The sequence below is a fragment of the Mycobacterium heckeshornense genome, from assembly GCF_016592155.1.
Lineage (GTDB): Bacteria > Actinomycetota > Actinomycetes > Mycobacteriales > Mycobacteriaceae > Mycobacterium > Mycobacterium heckeshornense.
This window is the reverse complement of record NZ_AP024237.1, coordinates 4014262-4032708: the sequence shown is the minus strand read 5'-3', so window position 1 is coordinate 4032708 and position 18447 is coordinate 4014262. Positions and strand designations below refer to the sequence as shown.

Sequence of the window (18447 nt, the reverse complement as noted above, 5' to 3'; positions counted from 1 at the left end):
TGGGCCACTCGGCGGGGGAAGGCGGCGATGGGTCAGCGCGACACCACAAGCACGACGGCCTTTGCGCCGGCGCCACGGCTGGCAGCGCCGTCCTATTCGACCGAGCAGATCACGGTGGCGCCGCCGCCGGCGGTCGCCGGGCCGGCGCGAAATAGCCTGCTGGTCCGCTTGTTACCGACGGTGATGGCCGTCGCCACCGCCGCGATGATGGCGGCGGTTTTTGGTTCGCGTCCGGGCGGTGGTAATCCGATGTTGCTGGTCTTGCCCGCGATGATGCTCGTGTCGGTGGTCGTCACCGCTGCGGCCGGGCGCACCGGCCAGCACGCCGCCGAGCTGAACGGCGACCGCGCAGATTACTTCAGCTACTTGACCGGCCTCCGCAGCTCGGTGGCCGAAACAGCCGCGGCTCAGTATTTGTCGCTGATCTGGTGTCATCCTGAGCCCGATTCGCTGTGGACGCTGGTCGGCAGCGCGCGGATGTGGGAGCGGCGTCCTACCGACTCGGACTTTTGTCTCGTTCGAATCGGCACCGGATCCCGGCCATTGGCCCGCCCATTGCTCGCACCCGAGACCGGGGTGGCCGAGCGGACCGATCCGGTCACCGCGACCGCGTTGCGACGCTTCCTGCACACCTACGCCGCGATCGCGGATGCGCCTGTGACGATCGGGCTACGCGACCTGGATACCGTGACGATCCGCGGGGACCCCGCTCGTGCACGCGCACTGCTGCGCGCGATGATCTGCCAGCTTGCCGTGTTGCACGCCCCCGACGGTCTGCGGATCGCGGCGGCGATCAGTGATTGCCATAGGTGTCACTGGGAGTGGCTGAAGTGGCTACCGCACCACCAACATCCGACGGCCAGCGATGGTGGCGGGCCTGCCCGGATGGCGTATCGGACCCGCGCTGAGGCCGAAGCCGCCGCCGGTGCGCTGTTGAGTCAACCGGTGGTCGTCGCCGTGATCGATGACGACACCGAAACCACCGGGTTGACGGTGCTCGGGACCGGTACCGACGACGGACATGCCAGATGCGTCAGCCTGCGGGTGAACGGCGCGGAAGTCACCGTCCACGACACCGATGGTCAGGCAATGCCGGTCCGTGCCGACCGATTGGATGCGGCTGAAGCGCTGGCGTGCGCCCGGCGGCTTGCCGCATACCGCCCGCACAGATCGGGCAGCGACTGCGCGCGGACGGGTGGAACGCGGTGGCAGGACCTGCTGTGCATCGACGACCTCACCGCGCTGTATCCGCCGGGGCGGTGGGTTGGGTTGAAACACCGTGAACGCCTGCGGGTTCCGCTCGGAACTACGGTCGACGGCAGACCGGTCGAACTCGACATCAAGGAGGCTGCCGAAAACGGCATGGGGCCGCATGGGCTGTGCATCGGCGCAACGGGCTCGGGCAAGTCGGAGCTGCTGCGCACCGTCGCGCTGGGCATGATGACCCAGCACCCGCCGGACATGCTGAACCTCGTTCTCATTGACTTCAAAGGCGGTGCAACGTTTCTCGGTCTGGAGCGAGCTCCACACGTGGCCGCCGTCATCACCAACCTCGCCGATGAAGCGCCGCTTGTTGCCCGCATGGGTGACGCGCTGGCCGGTGAGATGAACCGGCGCCAGCAGTTGCTCAGGACGGCGGGCAATCTCGTCAGTCTCGACGCCTACGCGCGCGCCCGCCGCGCCGGCGCACGTTTGCCCGCACTTCCGGCCTTGTTCATCATCGTCGACGAATTCTCCGAACTGCTCAGCCAGCATCCCGATTTCGCGGACACCTTTTTGGCGATCGGCCGTCTCGGCCGCTCCCTGGGTATGCACCTGTTGCTGGCCAGTCAGCGACTCGACGAGGGCAGGCTGCGCGGGCTGGAATCTCACCTGTCGTATCGGGTGTGCCTGAAAACCCTCTCCGCCAACGAGTCACGCATCGTGCTTGGCGGCCCGGATGCTTTCGAGTTGCCGACCACGCCAGGCGCAGGATTCCTCCAGACGGCAGACGGCGAGTTGGTCCGATTCCAAACGGCGTTTGTCTCCGGTCCCTATCCGCCGCGCACGCCGCGCGCCGACCCGGGTGACGACCAGACCCGGCCGGTGGTGCGGCAGTTTACTGCCGCACCGATGGGTCCAGTCACGGGTGCCCCGGTCGAACGCGGCGCAGATGCGTCCTGCCTTACAGTTCTGCAAGCCGTGGTGGACGAACTGTCACGCTATGGCCCGGCTGCCCACCAAATATGGCTGCCGCCACTGGCCGCTGCGCCGCCACTGGACGCCGTGCTGCGCGACGCCGGGCTCGCCGTTGGCGAACCGATATCGTCAGACCTGACCGTGCCCATCGGCGTCGTGGACCGCCCGTACGAGCAGCGGCGCACACCGTTGAGCGTCGACCTGTCCGCCGCGGCAGGCAACGTCGCCGTGGTGGGTGCCCCTCAATCAGGCAAATCGACCGCCGTACGCGCACTGGTCATGGCACTGGCCGCGACACATGATCCGCGGCGAGTCCAGTTCTACTGCTTGGATTTTGGCGGTGGTGCGCTCGCGCCCCTGCATTCGCTGCCGCATGTGGGAGCGGTCGCCGGCAAGACCCAGCCCGACCTAGTCGCGCGCACGATCGACGAACTGGAGTCGATCATTCGATCGCGTGAGGCGCTTTTCCGTGAGCACTCGATCGACTCGATGGCCCAGTATCGATGTTTGCGCGCAGAGCCACACACGAGCTCAGTCGCCGATCGCTTCGGTGACGTTTTCCTGGTCGTCGACGGGTGGGCCAGCATGTGTCAACACTTCCCCGGCCTGGAAGCTGCGTGTATCGTCCTTGCCGCACAAGGCTTGTCGTTCGGGGTGCATGTGGTGATCTCGGCGTCACGCTGGGCCGAGATCAGGCCGGCGTTGAAGGATCAGATCGGTACCCGTATCGAGTTGCGGCTAGGCGATCCCGCAGACTCTGAACTGGACCGCAAGCACGCGCAACGGGTGCCCAACGACAAGCCGGGTCGCGGCATCACGCCCGAGGGCTTGCACATGCTGATCGCGCTGCCACGGCTCGACGGCGTGCAATCGAGCACGGGACTTGCGCAGGCCTGCATGCAGTCGGGCGAGATGCTGCGACGGTCCTATGGCGATGCCGTCGCGCCCACCGTGCCGCTCCTGCCCGAGCTCATCGAGCATCATGCCGTATTGCAACGGGCGAGCGGTGCACTCGGCGGTCATGTCCTCCTGGGTCTGGAGGCGCGCCGATTAGCAGCCTGCCCGGTCGACTTCGACCACCACCAGCATCTGCTGATCATCGGGGACGGCGAATGCGGCAAAACCTCCGCATTGCGGACATTGTGTCGTGAGATCACCCGGACCAAGACTTCCGCCCAGGCGCGGGTGGTCATCGTCGATTTCCGGCGCGGCCTGCTCGGTGTCGTCGAGTCCGACCATCTCGCCGGCTATGCCATATCGGCAACGGCGCTGGAGGGCCTACTGCCCGAACTGCTGACCGTGCTGCGGCGAAGGATGCCCCCGCCGCAAGCCACCCGAGACCAATTGCGAACCAGGTCATGGTGGTCTGGACCGGAGTTGTATCTCGTCGTCGACGACTATGATCTGGTCGCCAACGCTGCGGCAGGCAACGGGCTTGAGAAGATCGCCGAATACTTGCCGTACGCAAAAGATCTGGGCCTTCACCTCGTGGTGGCGCGGCGCAGCGGAGGTGCGATGCGCGCCATGTTCGAACCGCTGCTCGCCAGGATGCGGGAGTTTGGTTGCATGGGGCTGGTGATGAGCGCCGACCCCGACGACGGCCCACTCTTCGGCTCCGTTCGCCCGGCGCCGCTTCCGCCCGGACGTGGCGTTTTGGTCACCCGCGGCGACCTGCAGCGGGTTCAGGTCTCGTGGAGCCCGCCCCCATGACCGATCCGGCAATCATCGAGGCAGGTCCTGGGACCATCCGCCGATTAAATTGCGCACCAGCCCATGCCGATGCCCAGTTGGTGGCGGACGCACTGGAGGCCATAGACGACACCGTGGTCTTGGTCGGCGAGCGGCCGGTTAGCGTCGAATCGCTGTGGTCCACGGTATTGCGGTCTCTGCTCGGTGGCTGTCAGCGCTCGGTTGCCGTCGTCCACCCATCGTGGTGGGCGACCTCGCGCGTTGACGTGATCACGGCCGCCGCCCGGCAGCTGGCCGACACCGTGACAACGCGGCGGCGGTCGTGGTTGCTGGCCCGGGCGTCCCCAAATCCACCGCATACCACGGTGATTGTCGAGATCGCAAGCAGTGTGGTCGCCGTCATCGCCAGTACGGTTGGTGCTGAGCCGCGGCGCGGCCAGCCGGCCTCGGTCGCCGAGGCGGTGGCATGCGCCGTCGCGGCGACGGCGCCGCAGGCGGCGGCCGTGGTGCTCGACGCGCCCAGCACCGTCGCCGGAGCTGCCGCATTGGGCCAGATGATCGCCGAACGCCTGCGGCGCAGTCGCGCCGATCTGACGGTGGTGCACGTCGATGATGCAGTGCTGCAGCGGCTTGCGGCGGGGCCATGGTCCGTTCGTGGTGACCATGACGCGCGCCAGGCCCCGCACGCGACGGGGCGAAACACAAAACACACGCGCGCAGCTTTTCTCGTTGTTGCAGCAGCGGCGGCGATACTTGGTCTCAGCATAGGGGGACGTCACCGGGTGAGCGCACCCAACGAAATCCCGATGACCTTCCTGGTGGAGGGCCGGGTCACGCTGAGCGTGCCGGCGCATTGGGCTGTCAAGCGTGTCGTCGCCGGGCCCGGGTCGGCGCGTGTGCAGCTCACGTCGCCGACCGATTCCGAGGTGGCGCTGCACGTGACCCAATCATCGGTTGCCGACGAAACGCTTGCCGTCGCCGCGGAGTCGTTGAAACGCGCTATCGACGCTGAGCCGCCGGGCGTGTTCGTCGATTTCAATCCGTCGGCGACCAGCGCCGGGCGGCCCGCGGTGACGTATCGGGAAGTGCGCGCCGGGCACGACATCCGCTGGACGGTGCTTCTCGACGGCCCGGTGCGGATCAGCATCGGCTGCCAGAGCCGGACCGACAGCGCAGGCGCCGTCCGTGACGTGTGCGAGCGGGCCGTGCGGTCGGCCCACGCGCTGCGCTGACGAAATACCCCATCGCGTGGAACCACATCGGCGGGGCCGTCGTCGTAGATGATGTGAGCACACCGAACACACTCAGCACCGACTTCAGCCTGATGCATGCCGTCGCTGCCAAGACCGACGCCCGCAACGAGGAGATCCGAGCCATGCTGGCGGCGTTTATCGGGCGTGTCAGCTGCGTGCCGCCGACGGTGTGGAGCGGGCTGGCGGCTACTCGATTCAAAGACGTGGTGCAACGCTGGAACACCGAATCGATGAAGCTCTACCACGCCTTGCACGGCATCGCGGAAAGCATCCGCTACAACGAGGCGACGCTGCGTGAGGCGGGCCAGAACCACGCTCACCGCATCGGCACCGTCGGCGCAAACATCTGAATCGGCCGCGCCCATGGACCCGGTACTGTCATACAACTTTGCCGAAATCGAATACGGCGTTCGGCAGGAGATTCACACGACGGCCGGCCGCTTCAACGCCGCGCTGGAGGACCTGAGAGCGCAGATTGCTCCGCTGCAAGAGCTCTGGACCCGCGAAGCTGCCGCCGCCTACCGCGTCGAGCAGCTCAGGTGGCAGCAAGCGGCCAGCGCGCTCAACGAGATCCTGGTCGATCTCGGCAATGCCGTCCGCGACGGCGCCGACGACGTCGCCAGCGCTGACCGCCGGGCGGCCAGCGTCTGGAGGCGATAGGGCCAACGGATCCTCAAAACAGACTCTGTGTTGTCCCGATGGAGGAGAGCCGTCGGGACACACAGCCATGCACAGGTGCCGCACCCCCGGTAGCGGCGTTTTGACCTGCGCGGATAGCCGCCGGTAAGCTGCTCGGTTGGCGTGCGGTCTGCCGGGGCCCGGGTCAACGTCGGTCGCCGAGAGCACCCCGATCCGTCGACGCCTGACCGGCACCCGGTTCGCACCGGGATCCAACCCGAGAGAAGAAGGTAAGCGCTGTGCCTACATACGTGCCGAAGGCCGGTGACACCACGCGGACGTGGTACGTCATCGATGCCACGGACGTGGTGCTCGGCCGCCTCGCCGCGGCAGCAGCCACGCTGCTGCGCGGCAAGCACAAGCCGACGTTCACTCCCAATGTCGATGGCGGCGATTTTGTCATCGTCATCAACGCCGACAAGGTCGCCGTCAGCGGCAACAAACTGCAGAACAAGCCGGTCTACCGCCACTCGGGTTATCCCGGCGGTCTGCACAAGCGCATGCTGGGCGAGCTGATGCAAAGACACCCCGATCGGGTCGTTGAGAAGGCGATCGTCGGCATGCTGCCCAAAAACAAGCTGGGCCGACAGCTCAGGCGCAAGCTGCGCGTCTACGCCGGCCCCGACCATCCCCATGCCGCTCAGCAGCCGATCCCGTACCAGATCAAGCAGGTGGCCCAGTGACCGCGCCGACGATGCTGAGCGCAGCGATGACAAGGGGCGGCGCCGGTGAACCGCAGCCGACGACGATGCAAGGCGATGACAAGGAGCGGCGTTGATGACCGAGACCGCAGAGACCGACACCGGCGACACCGCGGCCGCCGAGACTTCGGCGCCTGCCGCGACACCGCCGCCGGAAACGCAAGCACCGTTCGTCGTCGAACGCCCTATCCAGACGGTCGGTCGCCGCAAGGAAGCCGTCGCGCGGGTGCGGCTGGTCCCTGGCACCGGCAAGTTCGACCTGGACGGCCGCAGCCTGGAGGACTACTTCCCCAACAAGGTGCACCAGCAGCTGATCAAGGCTCCGCTGGTGACCGTCGACCGGCTCAACAGCTTCGACATCTATGCCCACCTGGGCGGTGGCGGTCCGTCCGGTCAGGCCGGTGCGCTGCGCCTGGCCATCGCCCGGGCCCTGATCGTGGCCTATCCGGACGACCGGCCCGTGCTGAAGAAGGCGGGTTTCCTCACCCGCGACCCGCGGTCCACCGAACGCAAGAAGTACGGTCTGAAAAAGGCCCGCAAGGCCCCGCAGTACAGCAAGCGCTGATCGGTTACGGTCCGGTACCGGTTGGGAGCCGGAATGGGTGATTATCCCGTCGCACGGGCAGCTGGCCGTCAATTGTGAGAGGTTTGTCCGCATGGGTCGACTGTTCGGCACCGATGGCGTCCGCGGGGTCGCCAATCGCGAGTTGACGGCCGAGCTGGCGCTGGCCCTGGGTGCCGCGGCGGCCCGGCGGCTCACCAGCACGGGCATCGGCCGCCGCCCGGTCGCCGTGGTCGGCCGCGATCCGAGAGCCAGCGGCGAGATGCTGGAAGCCGCGGTGATCGCCGGGCTTACCAGCGAGGGCGTCGACGCGTTGCGGGCCGGGGTGCTGCCCACGCCGGCGGTGGCGTATCTGACCGGTGCCTACGACGCCGACTTCGGGGTGATGATCTCGGCGTCGCACAACCCGATGCCCGACAACGGGATCAAGATCTTCGGGCCCGGCGGCCACAAACTCGACGATGCCACCGAAGACCAGATCGAAGAACTGGTCGCTGCCGGGCCCGGACTGCGCGCGATCGGCGCGGGCATCGGGCGGGTCGTCGACGCCGACGACGCGCTGGAGCGCTACCTGCGTCACCTGGGCAAGGCCGGCACCGTCCGACTTGATGGACTCACCGTGGTGGTCGACTGCGCGCACGGCGCGGCGTCGGTGGCCGCGCCGCGCGCCTACCGGGCCGCCGGCGCTCGTGTCGTCGCGATCAACGCCGAACCCGACGGACTCAACATCAACGACCGCTGTGGGTCGACGCATCTGGAGTCGCTGCGGTCGGCGGTGTTTGCTCATGGCGCCGACTTGGGCTTGGCGCACGACGGCGACGCCGACCGGTGCTTGGCGGTCGACGCCGACGGCGAGGTGGTCGACGGCGACCACATCATGGTGGTGCTGGCGTTGGCAATGCAGGAAGCGGGGGAGTTGGCCGACAACACCTTGGTGACCACGGTGATGAGCAACCTCGGGTTGCATCTGGCGATGCGCGCGGCCGGCGTCACCGTCCGCACCACCGGCGTCGGGGACCGTTACGTGCTCGAGGAATTGCGGGTCGGTCGCTACAGCCTTGGCGGTGAGCAATCCGGCCATATCGTCATGCCGGCGTTGGCCACCACCGGCGACGGCATCCTCACCGGCCTGCGCCTGATGTCGCGTATGGCCCAGACCGGTTCGTCGCTGGCCAGCCTCGCCTCGGCGATGCAATCCTTGCCGCAGGTATTGATCAACGTCGAGGTCGCCGACAAAGCAGCTGCGGTGGCGGCGCCACAGGTGCAGGACGCGGTACGCGAGGCAGAAGCCGAGCTAGGTGACACCGGGCGAATTCTGTTGCGCCCCTCGGGAACTGAGCAAGTAATCCGGGTCATGGTGGAGGCCGCCGACCAGGAGGTTGCTCGTCGGCTCGCCTTGCGCATCGCCGGGTCGGTAAACGCCTGAGATTTCGCGGAACCACCGTTGTCGCGCCCGCGTCGTAGCGGTTATGGGACAAGCCTTCATCGATGTCGCCGCGCTGCGGTCGGTGGCTAGCCGGTTCGACCAGGCCGCAGAGGTCATCGACACCGCTCGCACCCACTTAGGCGGGTTGACCTTTTCGGGCGCCACCGCCGGACGCGCACACCAAGCCCGGGGCGATGCGCTGCGCAGCGCGCTGGATCACTTGTCGGCCGAGTTGTCGCAGTGGTCGCGCGCGACCGTTGCGATCGCTGCTGCGCTGCGCGCCACCAGCGCCCGCTACGCTGACGCCGAACTGCGGGCAGCGGCGCGCATCGGATGACCCAGTGGGCCGCTTCGACGTGACGGCGCGGCTGGCTGAGGGCCGGCCCGCGGTTCAGCACACCCAAAACTACGTGTGGGCCTGCCACGTTCTGGGTTATCAGCATCCCGACCTGACAGCACACAGCTGCCAAGTCCAGGACTGGTACGACAGCGAACACGGCCTGGACCTCACCGCCCTTGGCGACGACTGCACCAAGCTGTGGGCAGCGGTACACGCGATCGAAGAAGCGCTGGCAATCCAGCGCGGGCAGCTGGCTGAGCTTGCCGCCGTGTGGGCCGGAGATGGGGCCGGCTCCGCGATAAATTTCCTTGAACAGCATTGTAATTCGGGAATGGTATTGGCCGGTGTTGTGCACGCGGCCGCCCGGCGATGCGCGGCTCTGCGTGACGACTTGTGGCAGCTGGTTGACGCCAAAGCTGCGGCGGCGACGGCTATCGACGATCGCCGGCTGACGGAGCGGCCGGCCTGGCTATCGGCCGCAGCGCTGGTCACAACCGGCAGCCCCGGCCGGGCGGCGGCCGCCGAGCTGATCGAGCAGCAGGTAAAGCCCTACGTGGACACCGACATTCGCATTGACTGGCTTACCGCGATGCGCTCGACGACAGCCTCGGTCGAGGCGGCGTACCAGGCGGTCATCGACGCGTTGACACCGGCACCGGCGGCGCGCTTCGAGTCTCCGGGTCAGTTCGCGCTGGGCGCACAACCACTCGGCGAGCCACCGGCGCCGATTGCGCCGGTTGGTTTTGCGCCCGCTGCTGCAGGGCCGTCGGGCGGCAGCGATGTCTTGGCGCCCGAGGCCACCGAGTGCCCTCCACCCGATGCATCGCCTTGCATGCCAAGCTATCCCACAGCATCGACAAACCCGGTACCGCCGGCTTCTCCGTCACGCGCCCCCGACGGGCTGGCTCCCCTGCCGCCGTTGCCGGGGTTGGACGCTCCGCCGTGGGATGCCGCCAGCCTGCCCCTGGGCGACGTAGGCGACCTCGGCGGCCTCGGCGGTGGCGGCGTGGGCGGAGGAGCGGGGCTGGGCGGCCTGGTCGGTCTGGCAGGACGGATCATCGACGCAATCGGGGGTCTGGTGGGCTCGGTGACAGACGGGCTCGGCGATGCGTCGGCGCCCGATGCTCCGCTCGATGCCGGGAACGCGCTCGGCGAGTCCGACGACCGGGCGGATCAGCAGACCGGCGACCCAGCCGGCCTTGACGGGTCGGACGACCAGGAGACGGACCAAGCCGACGACGGGGTCGCCGACAACGCCGAGAACGGCGAAACTACGCCCGATATGGGCAAGGACGCTTCGCCGGACGACGCCGCGGCCCCCGTGGCCGAGGAAGTCACTCCCGCGCCGAGCGACCCGCCGCCCGCCGGGGAAGTGCCGCCCGCCCGACCGGCACCGCAGCCCACGCCACCGCCGGCGCCACCGCCCGAAGGATCGACGCCATGTGAGATCGCGGCCGACGAGCTCCCACAGGCGGGGCAATGACCGACACCACGGGCGCGCGGGGGTGCAGTCAAAATCTCGACGGCAGCGCACTCACCCGCTTCCACCGCGCCGTTCACCCACCCGGCCCAGCGATGCGCGGTTTCCACACCAGCCCAATGGATTCCGCCTACCGGCGTTGCCATGGCTGTTGTCGCAGTTGTCGAAACACCAGGCGAGCGTGCCCGGGTATTTTCGCCTTGCGCATTTCGAGGCTGTCGGTATCCGGGCGCGCCACGGCTCCGTTAGCGGTGGTCCCGAGAGCCCCACCGACGACAGCGACCTCAATCGCGCGTCACGGCAGCAGTTCTAGCAGAGCTTCGACATAGCGCACGGATTCGGCGCGGTCAGTCGCCAAGGGGGCCACCAACAGCGTCGTCACGCCCGCTTCGGCGAAGGCTGCTACCCGTTCGGCGACGAATCCGCGCGGACCCACCAGTGAAATGCCGCGCACCAATTCGTCCGGGATGGCGGCGATGGCCTCGTCCCTGCGGCCGGACAGGTACAAGTCTTGAATCCGGTCGGCAACCGCGCCGAACCCGTAGCGGGTGGCCAGATTGTGGTAGAAATTACGGCTTTTGGCACCCATGCCGCCGATGTACAGCGCCAACTGCGGTTTGGCCCACGCCAGGCGCTCGTCGACGTCATCGCCGATGGCAAGTGATGCACCCACCATAACGTCCAGGACCCCCAATTTCGGATCACGTTTGGCGCGGCCGGCTTTCAGGGCAGCGCCCCACACCGACCCGGCCTTCTCCGGATAGAAGAACACCGGCTGCCAGCCCTCGGCGATTTCTGCGGTAAGTTCGACGTTCTTGGGTCCAAGTGCGGCGATCGATATCGGAATCCGTTCGCGTACGGGATGATTGATCAGATGTAGCGATTTCCCCAGGCCGGTTCCGCGATCCGGCGGCAATGGGATTTGGTAGTGCTTGCCGCGGTAGTCGAGTTGTTCCCGCCGCCATACCCGCCGACAGATGTCGACGACCTCCCGGGTGCGGCCCAGCGGCGCGTCGAATTCCACGCCGTGAAAACCCTCGACCACTTGCGGTCCAGAGGTCCCTAGACCCAGGTGAAATCGGCCGTCGGATACGTAGTCCAGCCCGGCAGCGGTCATGGCCAGCAGTGTCGGGGTACGGGTGTAGATGGGAAATATCCCGGAGCCGAGCGTGATGGTGCTGGTCTTGGCCGCCAAATAGCCGAGCTGGCTAACAGCGTCATACGAATACGCCTCGGCGACCAGTGCGATGCCGACGCCCACTTTCTCCAGCTCGACGACATGCTCGGCCGCGTCCTTGAACCCGCCGGAGTAGCTCAGAGTTGTCCCAACGCGCATCAAGACGTTATAGCAGCCAACCGGTTGGTTGGTCTATTCAGCCCTTCAGCAACGCCACGACTTTCTCCTCCGGGCTCGCCGGCGCCAACTCTTTTGGCGCGGCCTCGGTGTGCGGCAGATGCACATCGGGATCGGCGAAGTCGCGATACTTTTTGTCACGGCCAAGTGCATGCAGCAGATAGCCGGTCAGCAGCGCCCGAACTGCCTTCTGCGTCTTGCGATGTGGACCGCTGAGGCCGAACGCCGTCGCGAGGCGGCGGCCCTCGACCAGTCCGTGCGGCTTGGCTTTGCTGACCACCCTCAGCGTGGCGCCTTCCCAGGCTCGGGCGAGCTGAATAGCGTTGGACTGCAGAGTCTTTGCCTGGCCCGGAGCGCTGAAAACTACACCTGGGACCTGCAGCGTTGAGGCGGGCTGCTCTGCCGGCGGGTTGGTGACTGTGGGGAAAATCGCCGCCACCGCCCTCGGCTTGTCCGGCATGCCCGCTGCGGCGAACACCGCTGCGGCGCCGCCGAAGCCGTGGCCGGCCAGGCCGAGCTTGGTGGGATGCACGCTGATCTGTCCGGGCCCGAGCCGCACGCCGGCGACGATGTCGAGCGCGGTGCCCAGGTCGAACGCGAGTTTCAGCACAGACGGAGCCAGTCCTCGCTCGGTATCCGGAGCCGCCGCGACGACGCCCCACGACGCCAGGTGTTCCAGCAGGCCGCAATAACGCTGGACACCGGTCAGCCAGTCATGGCCGAAGGCGATCGCCGGCAGGTTGAGCCCTGACTCGGGGGTGTACACGACGCCGGGCAAGCCAGCGAATGCGAGATCCCCCCGTAAAACACGGTACGGGCCGCGACGGGTGAGGGCGCTGAACAGTGTGCGGGTGCGGGCCACCCGTTGAACCTAACGCACCGTATCTGGTTGCGGTGCTTGCCCGTGCTTGCCCGAAGGAAAGCGCTGGGCAGCGCGGGATGCGCAAACGGCAATTGACAGGAAACTCCCAGGACGACCGGCCGAGGTATCACGCTTCGACCGGCTCCGGGTTTGATAACAACGAAAGAATGAAAAGCTACCTACCTGTCACGGTGTCAGCTCTTGCAATGACGGCCGGTTTCGCGCTCGCGGGTCTCGGTGCGGCGAGCGTCGCCCATGCGCGACCAACGCCATTGCCCAACTACCACTGGTGTCCCGGCCAGCCCTGGGATCCGGGCTGGGGAAATAACTGGGACTGGAATCGCTGCCACGACGACAACTACTACGACGGCGACCCGCACGACCCCGACCACTGGCATGGCCCGGGCGGGCCCGGTGGATGGCAGCCCGGCTACCGTGCCGCCTACCACTGGTGTCCCGGCCAGCCCTGGGATCCGGGCTGGGGAAATAACTGGGACTGGAATCGCTGCCACGACGACCACTATTACGACGGCGACCCGCACGACCCGGGCCACTGGCACTGAGGTCATGCAGCGGGCCCGCGATAGCCACGGACAGCCCGTGCCCTAGGTAGCCTCTTGCGCAGCCATCCGCCAGCGGCCGCCTGCACTACGCTGAGTGGCTATGTGCGGAATCGTCGGCTACGTCGGCCAGCGATCTGCCTACGACGTCGTCCTCGATGCGCTGCGACGGATGGAGTACCGCGGCTACGACTCTGCCGGCATCGCACTGCTCGACGGCCGCGGCAAGCTCACCGTGCGCCGCCGTGCCGGCCGATTGTCCAACCTGGAGAAGGCGCTCGAGGACACCGATCCCGCAGCGCTGAGCGGCAACACCGGCCTGGGACACACCCGGTGGGCCACCCACGGCCGTCCCACCGACCGCAACGCGCACCCACACCGTGACGCCGCCGGCAAGATCGCCGTCGTCCACAACGGCATCATCGAGAACTTCGCGGTCCTGCGCCGCGAGCTGGAGGCCGCCGGGGTGGAGTTCGCCAGCGACACCGACAGCGAGGTGGCGGTGCACCTGGTGGCGCAGGCCTTTCGGCACGGCGAGACCGCCGGTGACTTTGTCGGCTCGGTGCTGGCCGTGCTGCGTCGGCTGGAAGGCCACTTCACGCTGGTGTTCGCCAACGCCGACGAGCCTGGCACGATCGTGGCCGCGCGCCGCTCCACGCCGTTGGTCGTCGGGATCGGCGACGGCGAGATGTTCATCGGCTCTGACGTGGCGGCGTTCATCGAGCACACCCGCGACGCGGTCGAGCTGGGTCAGGACCAGGCGGTGGTGATCACCGCCGATGGGTATCGGATCAGCGACTTCTACGGCAACGATATGGCCGGCGAGGCTCGCGCCTTCCACATCGACTGGGACCTGTCGGCCGCCGAGAAGGGCGGCTACGAGTACTTCATGCTCAAGGAGATCGCCGAGCAGCCGGCCGCCGTGGCCGACACCCTGCTCGGCCATTTCGTCGACGGTCGGATCGTGCTCGACGAGCAGCGGCTCTCCGATCAGGAGCTGCGCGAAGTCGACAAGGTCTTCGTGGTTGCCTGCGGCACGGCATATCACTCCGGGCTGTTGGCCAAGTACGCGATCGAGCATTGGACCCGGCTGCCTGTGGAAGTGGAACTGGCCAGCGAGTTCCGCTACCGCGACCCGGTGCTGGACCGCAGCACGCTGGTGGTGGCCATCTCCCAATCGGGGGAAACCGCCGACACCCTCGAGGCGGTGCGGCACGCCAAGGAACAGAAGGCCAAGGTGCTGGCGATCTGCAACACCAACGGCTCGCAAATTCCGCGGGAATGCGACGCCGTGCTCTACACGCGGGCCGGGCCCGAGATCGGGGTGGCGTCCACGAAAACCTTTCTGGCGCAGATCGCCGCCAACTATCTGCTGGGGCTGGCGCTGGCGCAGGCCCGGGGCACGAAGTATCCGGACGAGGTCGAGCGCGAGTACCGCGAGTTGGAATCCATGCCGGAGCTGGTGGCGCGCGTGCTCACCGCCATGGAACCGGTTGCCGAGCTGGGCCATCGGTTCGCCGGCTCGTCGACCATTCTGTTCCTCGGCCGCCACGTCGGTTACCCGGTGGCTCTGGAAGGCGCCCTGAAACTCAAGGAACTGGCCTACATGCACGCCGAGGGCTTCGCCGCCGGCGAGCTCAAGCACGGGCCGATCGCGCTGATCGAAGACGGTCTTCCGGTGATCGTCGTGATGCCCTCGCCGAAGAACTCCGCCACGCTGCACGCCAAGCTGTTGTCGAACATCCGCGAGATCCAGGCTCGCGGTGCCATCACCATCGTCATCGCCGAGGAAGGCGACGACACCGTACGTCCCTTCGCCGATCATCTGATCGAAATACCAGCCGTGTCAACGCTTTTTCAGCCGCTCCTGTCGACGATTCCGCTGCAGGTGTTCGCCGCTTCGGTGGCACAAGCCCGTGGTTACGACGTCGACAAACCGCGCAACCTGGCCAAGTCCGTCACCGTCGAATAGCGCTGTTAACTGGGCTTGGGCAGAACCGGTGCCGGAAATGAGCCCATAGGCGGCCGATCCGCGACCGCCGAGTCACCGTTCGTCGTCCGACGCGGAGCACGATCCGGGTGCGGGGTTGCCCGCGGCCGAATCGGTCGACCGCTCGGACGCCGGCGGACTCTTAGCGGCCACCAGAACCAGGTGCCCAGCAGCACGGCGATTGCGGGTGTCATGAAGGTCCGCACGACCAGGGTGTCGAACAACAACCCAAGCCCAATGGTGGTACCCACCTGACCAATGACCCGCAGATCGCTGAACACGAATGAAGACATGGTCGCAGCGAACACCAGGCCGGCCGACGTCACCACCGCGCCCGTACCGCCCATCGCGCGGATGATTCCCGTTCTCAGGCCGGCCGCGACTTCCTGCTTAAAGCGTGAGATCAGCAGCAAATTGTAATCCGATCCCACCGCCAAAAGCAGGATCACCGACATCGGAAGCACCATCCAGTGCAACTCGATGCCGAAGATGTCCTGCCACACAAGCACGGAGAGCCCGAACGAGGTGCCCAACGAAATCAGAACAGTGCCTACGATCACCAAAGCGGCAACCGCGCTTTGGATAATGATCAGCATGATGATGAAGATCAGGCTGGCCGCCGCTATCGCAGCGATAAGCAAATCGTACCGAGAGCCGTCGCGCATGTCCTTGTACGTTGCGGCGGTGCCGCCGATATAGATTTTCGCGCCCTCCAAAGGAGTTCCCTTGATGGCCTCTTTCGCGGCTTGCTCGATCGCATCGATGCGTGAGATGCCTTTGGGTGTCGCGGGATCCCCGTCGTGGAAGATGATGAAGCGGGCGGCTTTGCCGTCCGGAGACAGGAACAGTTTCAGGGCCCGCTTGAAATCCGGGTTATTGAAAACCTCGGGTGGGAGGTAGAACGAGTCATCGTTTTTGGCGGCGTCGAAGGTCCTTCCCATGGCTGTCGAATTCTGGCTCATGACGTCGATCTGGTCATAGAAAGAGGACATGGTGCTGTGCATGGTCAGCATCATCGTCTTCATCGTATTCATCACGGCGATTTGCGGAGGGATCTGCGCGAGCATTTGCGGCATCAGCGAATCCATAACGTCCAAATTCGCCGTGAGATCTCCCAGCTTAGCGGTCAGCTGGTCCACATTATCAAGCGCATCGAATATAGATCTCAGCGACCAGCATATAGGGATATCATAGCAATGTCTTTCCCAGTAAAAATAACTGCGAATCGGGCGCCAGAAGTCGTCGAAATCGGCAATGTGGTCTCTCAAGTCACTGGTGATGGCGAGCATATCATGTGTGTCGCCGTCCATGCGATGTGTGGTGGCGACCATTTTTTGCATGATGTGATACATTCGCTCCATAATGTCGATTGATTGCTGGAGCGCGTTAGCCTGCGTCAGCATGTCGGCCATCCGATCCTTTAAATATTCCATGTTGCCGATCTGCGCAGTGTTCTGCATACTGATCAGGAACGGTATCGAGGTATGTTCGAGAGGCGTCCCCCAGGGTCTCGTTATCGCCTGCACCCGAGCAATACCGGGAATGTGAAAGACTGCTTTAGCCACCCGGTCTAAAATCAGCATCCCTGTCGGGTCGCGCATATCGTGGTTGGTTTCGACCAACAGCAGTTCTGGATTCATCCGCGACTGAGAAAAGTGTCGGTCCGCAGCCTGGTATCCGATATTGGCAGGCACGTCGGCAGGCATATAGCGGCGGTTCTGGTAATTGGTTCTGTAGCCGGGCAGGGCGAGGAGACCGATTGCGGTGACCGCGATCGTCACCGTGAGGATGGGCCGCGGCCAGCGAACGATGGCAGCCGCAAGTCGCCGCCATCGATCGGTCGGCATCCCTCGCCTCGGGTCGAAGAGGTGGCAGAGACCGCCAATGGCCAGCGCGGCCGGGGCGAGCGTCAGCGCGGCAATGACGACGACCAGCATGCCGACTGCACAGGCAGGGCCCAGGCTTTGGAAGTAGGGGAGCCTGGTGAAGGTCAGGCAGTACATCGCACCGGCGATGGTCAGGCCCGACCCCAACACGACGTGGGCGGTGCCGTCGAACATCGTGGCGAACGCCGCCGTCCGATCCTCACCCGCGTGGCGCGCTTCCTGGTAGCGACCGAGAATGAATATCGCGTAGTCGGTACCGGCCGCGATGGCCAGCAACACAAGCAGGTTTACCGCGTAGGTGGAAAGCCCGATGATGTTGTGGCAGGCGAGCAATGCAACGATTCCCCGGGCTGCGGCCAGCTCGATGCCCACGATGACGAAGACGAGACTCACGGTGATGATGGAGCGGTAGACCCAAAGCAGCATCACAAAGATCACCACGCTCGTTATCGCGGTTACCTTCGCGATGCCTTTGTCTCCGGCATCTGCTCCGTCGGCGGTTACCGCCGCGCCTCCAGCGACATAGGCCGTGATTCCGGGGGGTGGCGGTGTGGTATTCACAATGTGTCGGACCGCAGCGACGGATTGGTTGGCCAGGGTCTCACCCTGCTTGCCGACGAGGTATAGCTGGACGTAAGCCGCCCGTCCGTCGGCGCTTTGCGAGCCCGCCGCGGTCACGGGATCGCCCCAGAAGTCCTGGATGTGCTCGACGTGCTTTTTGTCATGCGAAAGCCTGCGGATCAGCTCGTCGTAAAACCGGTGCGCGCGATCGTCGAGGGGCTTGTCGCCCTCGATCACGATCATCAGCGCGCTGTCGGTGTCGAACTCGTGGAACACCTGACCGATGCGCTTCATCGCCCGCATCGACGGCGCAGCGGCCGGGGTGAGCGATACCGTGTGCGCTCTTCCGACCGTCTCCAGCTGCGGTACAACGCTATTCACGATGGCGGTGAGCCCCAACCAGAACAGCACGATGGGTACCGCATACCGCCGGATGATCCGTGATAGGACCGGCGGCATCAGCGTCCACATCGGTGTATCACTCATGCCGCTTTCACCAGGCAGAACGTCTGAGCGTTCACGCCGGTTGCGGACCTCTCGTCCTTGACGACACCGTTCACGGTGATCCGGCAGCCGATCTCGTCGGTGTCACCTTGCGCCACGACGTTGACGGTTACTGCGGGCTGTGTCGTCGTCGCGAACAGCGACCAGGGGAGCGCGGCGCCGTCGACGCGTTGCGGCTGCCCGGTGACATCCAAATAGTTGATTTTCGCTATCGTCCCCGCGGGCCCGAAGACTTCATAGGTCACGTGCTTGGGGTTAAACGGCTTGATGTCGTCGGCAATGACGCTGATGTCGGGCACGGAGTCGGGGACGCCGAAAATCCCCCGGAGCCGATACACGCAGAATGCCGCGACAGCGACGATGACCACGACGATCAGCGGCACCCATATTCGCTTCATGACGCCGGTAACCAAAGCAACCTCA

At 65.9% G+C, this 18447-nt stretch carries 15 protein-coding genes and 1 pseudogene; 11 read left to right on the top strand and 5 right to left on the bottom strand.

Annotated features, from left to right (window positions below; genetic code table 11):
* The first annotated feature begins 27 nt into the window (after nt 1–27).
* The 9 genes from eccCa (at nt 28) to MHEC_RS19375 (ending at nt 10310) form a co-directional block, all read left to right on the top strand.
* Nucleotides 28–3888, top strand: a complete 3861-nt coding sequence (gene eccCa / locus MHEC_RS19415; protein ID WP_082169619.1) for a type VII secretion protein EccCa — start codon at nt 28–30, stop codon at nt 3886–3888.
* A complete protein-coding gene (locus tag MHEC_RS19410; protein ID WP_048890353.1) occupies nt 3885–5099 on the top strand; it encodes a type VII secretion-associated protein in 1215 nt (404 codons plus the stop codon). Before eccCa ends, MHEC_RS19410 begins: the two co-directional genes overlap by 4 nt.
* 53 nt (nt 5100–5152) lie before the next feature.
* Nucleotides 5153–5470, top strand: coding sequence for a WXG100 family type VII secretion target (locus tag MHEC_RS19405; RefSeq protein ID WP_048890352.1), 318 nt, complete (start codon nt 5153–5155; stop codon nt 5468–5470).
* 13 nt (nt 5471–5483) lie between these two features.
* Nucleotides 5484–5780 (top strand): WXG100 family type VII secretion target, encoded by a 297-nt coding sequence (locus MHEC_RS19400; protein WP_048890210.1) that lies wholly within the window; start codon nt 5484–5486, stop codon nt 5778–5780.
* Nucleotides 5781–6037: 257 nt separating this feature from the next.
* On the top strand, nt 6038–6481 hold the full coding sequence (rplM, locus tag MHEC_RS19395; protein ID WP_048890209.1) for a 50S ribosomal protein L13: 444 nt from the start codon (nt 6038–6040) through the stop codon (nt 6479–6481).
* A gap of 94 nt (nt 6482–6575) precedes the next feature.
* Complete coding sequence (gene rpsI, locus MHEC_RS19390) at nt 6576–7064, top strand: 30S ribosomal protein S9 (protein WP_053093969.1); 489 nt, start codon at nt 6576–6578, stop codon at nt 7062–7064.
* 91 nt (nt 7065–7155) lie between these two features.
* On the top strand, nt 7156–8487 hold the full coding sequence (gene glmM, locus MHEC_RS19385) for a phosphoglucosamine mutase (RefSeq protein ID WP_048890208.1): 1332 nt from the start codon (nt 7156–7158) through the stop codon (nt 8485–8487).
* A gap of 43 nt (nt 8488–8530) precedes the next feature.
* The gene (locus tag MHEC_RS19380) at nt 8531–8824 is read left to right on the top strand and encodes a type VII secretion target (protein ID WP_048890207.1); all 294 of its coding nucleotides are present in this window, start codon (nt 8531–8533) and stop codon (nt 8822–8824) included.
* Between the two features lie 4 nt (nt 8825–8828).
* Nucleotides 8829–10310, top strand: a complete 1482-nt coding sequence (locus tag MHEC_RS19375) for a hypothetical protein (RefSeq protein WP_048890206.1) — start codon at nt 8829–8831, stop codon at nt 10308–10310.
* A 41-nt stretch (nt 10311–10351) separates the two neighbouring features.
* Here the strand turns inward: MHEC_RS19375 and MHEC_RS24740 are convergent.
* From MHEC_RS24740 to MHEC_RS19360, 3 genes and pseudogenes are all read right to left on the bottom strand, one after another.
* Nucleotides 10352–10471: pseudogene (locus MHEC_RS24740) on the bottom strand (FAD-dependent oxidoreductase); the annotation flags it as partial.
* A gap of 131 nt (nt 10472–10602) precedes the next feature.
* On the bottom strand, nt 10603–11643 hold the full coding sequence (locus MHEC_RS19365) for an LLM class F420-dependent oxidoreductase (RefSeq protein WP_048890205.1): 1041 nt from the start codon (nt 11641–11643) through the stop codon (nt 10603–10605).
* Nucleotides 11644–11680: 37 nt separating this feature from the next.
* Nucleotides 11681–12523 carry a dienelactone hydrolase family protein gene (locus MHEC_RS19360; RefSeq protein ID WP_048890204.1) on the bottom strand — a complete coding sequence of 281 codons (843 nt, stop codon included), beginning with the start codon at nt 12521–12523 and terminating at the stop codon, nt 11681–11683.
* A 206-nt stretch (nt 12524–12729) separates the two neighbouring features.
* On the opposite strand from MHEC_RS19360, the gene MHEC_RS19355 reads away from it, so the two are divergent.
* A complete protein-coding gene (locus tag MHEC_RS19355) occupies nt 12730–13086 on the top strand; it encodes a hypothetical protein (protein WP_201399616.1) in 357 nt (118 codons plus the stop codon).
* 100 nt (nt 13087–13186) lie between these two features.
* Complete coding sequence (gene glmS, locus MHEC_RS19350) at nt 13187–15055, top strand: glutamine--fructose-6-phosphate transaminase (isomerizing) (protein WP_048890203.1); 1869 nt, start codon at nt 13187–13189, stop codon at nt 15053–15055.
* A 5-nt stretch (nt 15056–15060) separates the two neighbouring features.
* Here the strand turns inward: glmS and MHEC_RS19345 are convergent, their stop codons facing one another.
* Together MHEC_RS19345 and MHEC_RS19340 are read right to left on the bottom strand one after the other, a co-directional pair.
* On the bottom strand, nt 15061–18006 hold the full coding sequence (locus tag MHEC_RS19345; protein ID WP_071700512.1) for an MMPL/RND family transporter: 2946 nt from the start codon (nt 18004–18006) through the stop codon (nt 15061–15063).
* On the bottom strand, nt 18003–18422 hold the full coding sequence (locus MHEC_RS19340; protein WP_048890202.1) for an MmpS family transport accessory protein: 420 nt from the start codon (nt 18420–18422) through the stop codon (nt 18003–18005). The genes MHEC_RS19345 and MHEC_RS19340 overlap by 4 nt, the downstream gene beginning before the upstream one ends.
* Between the last annotated feature and the right edge of the window lie 25 nt (nt 18423–18447).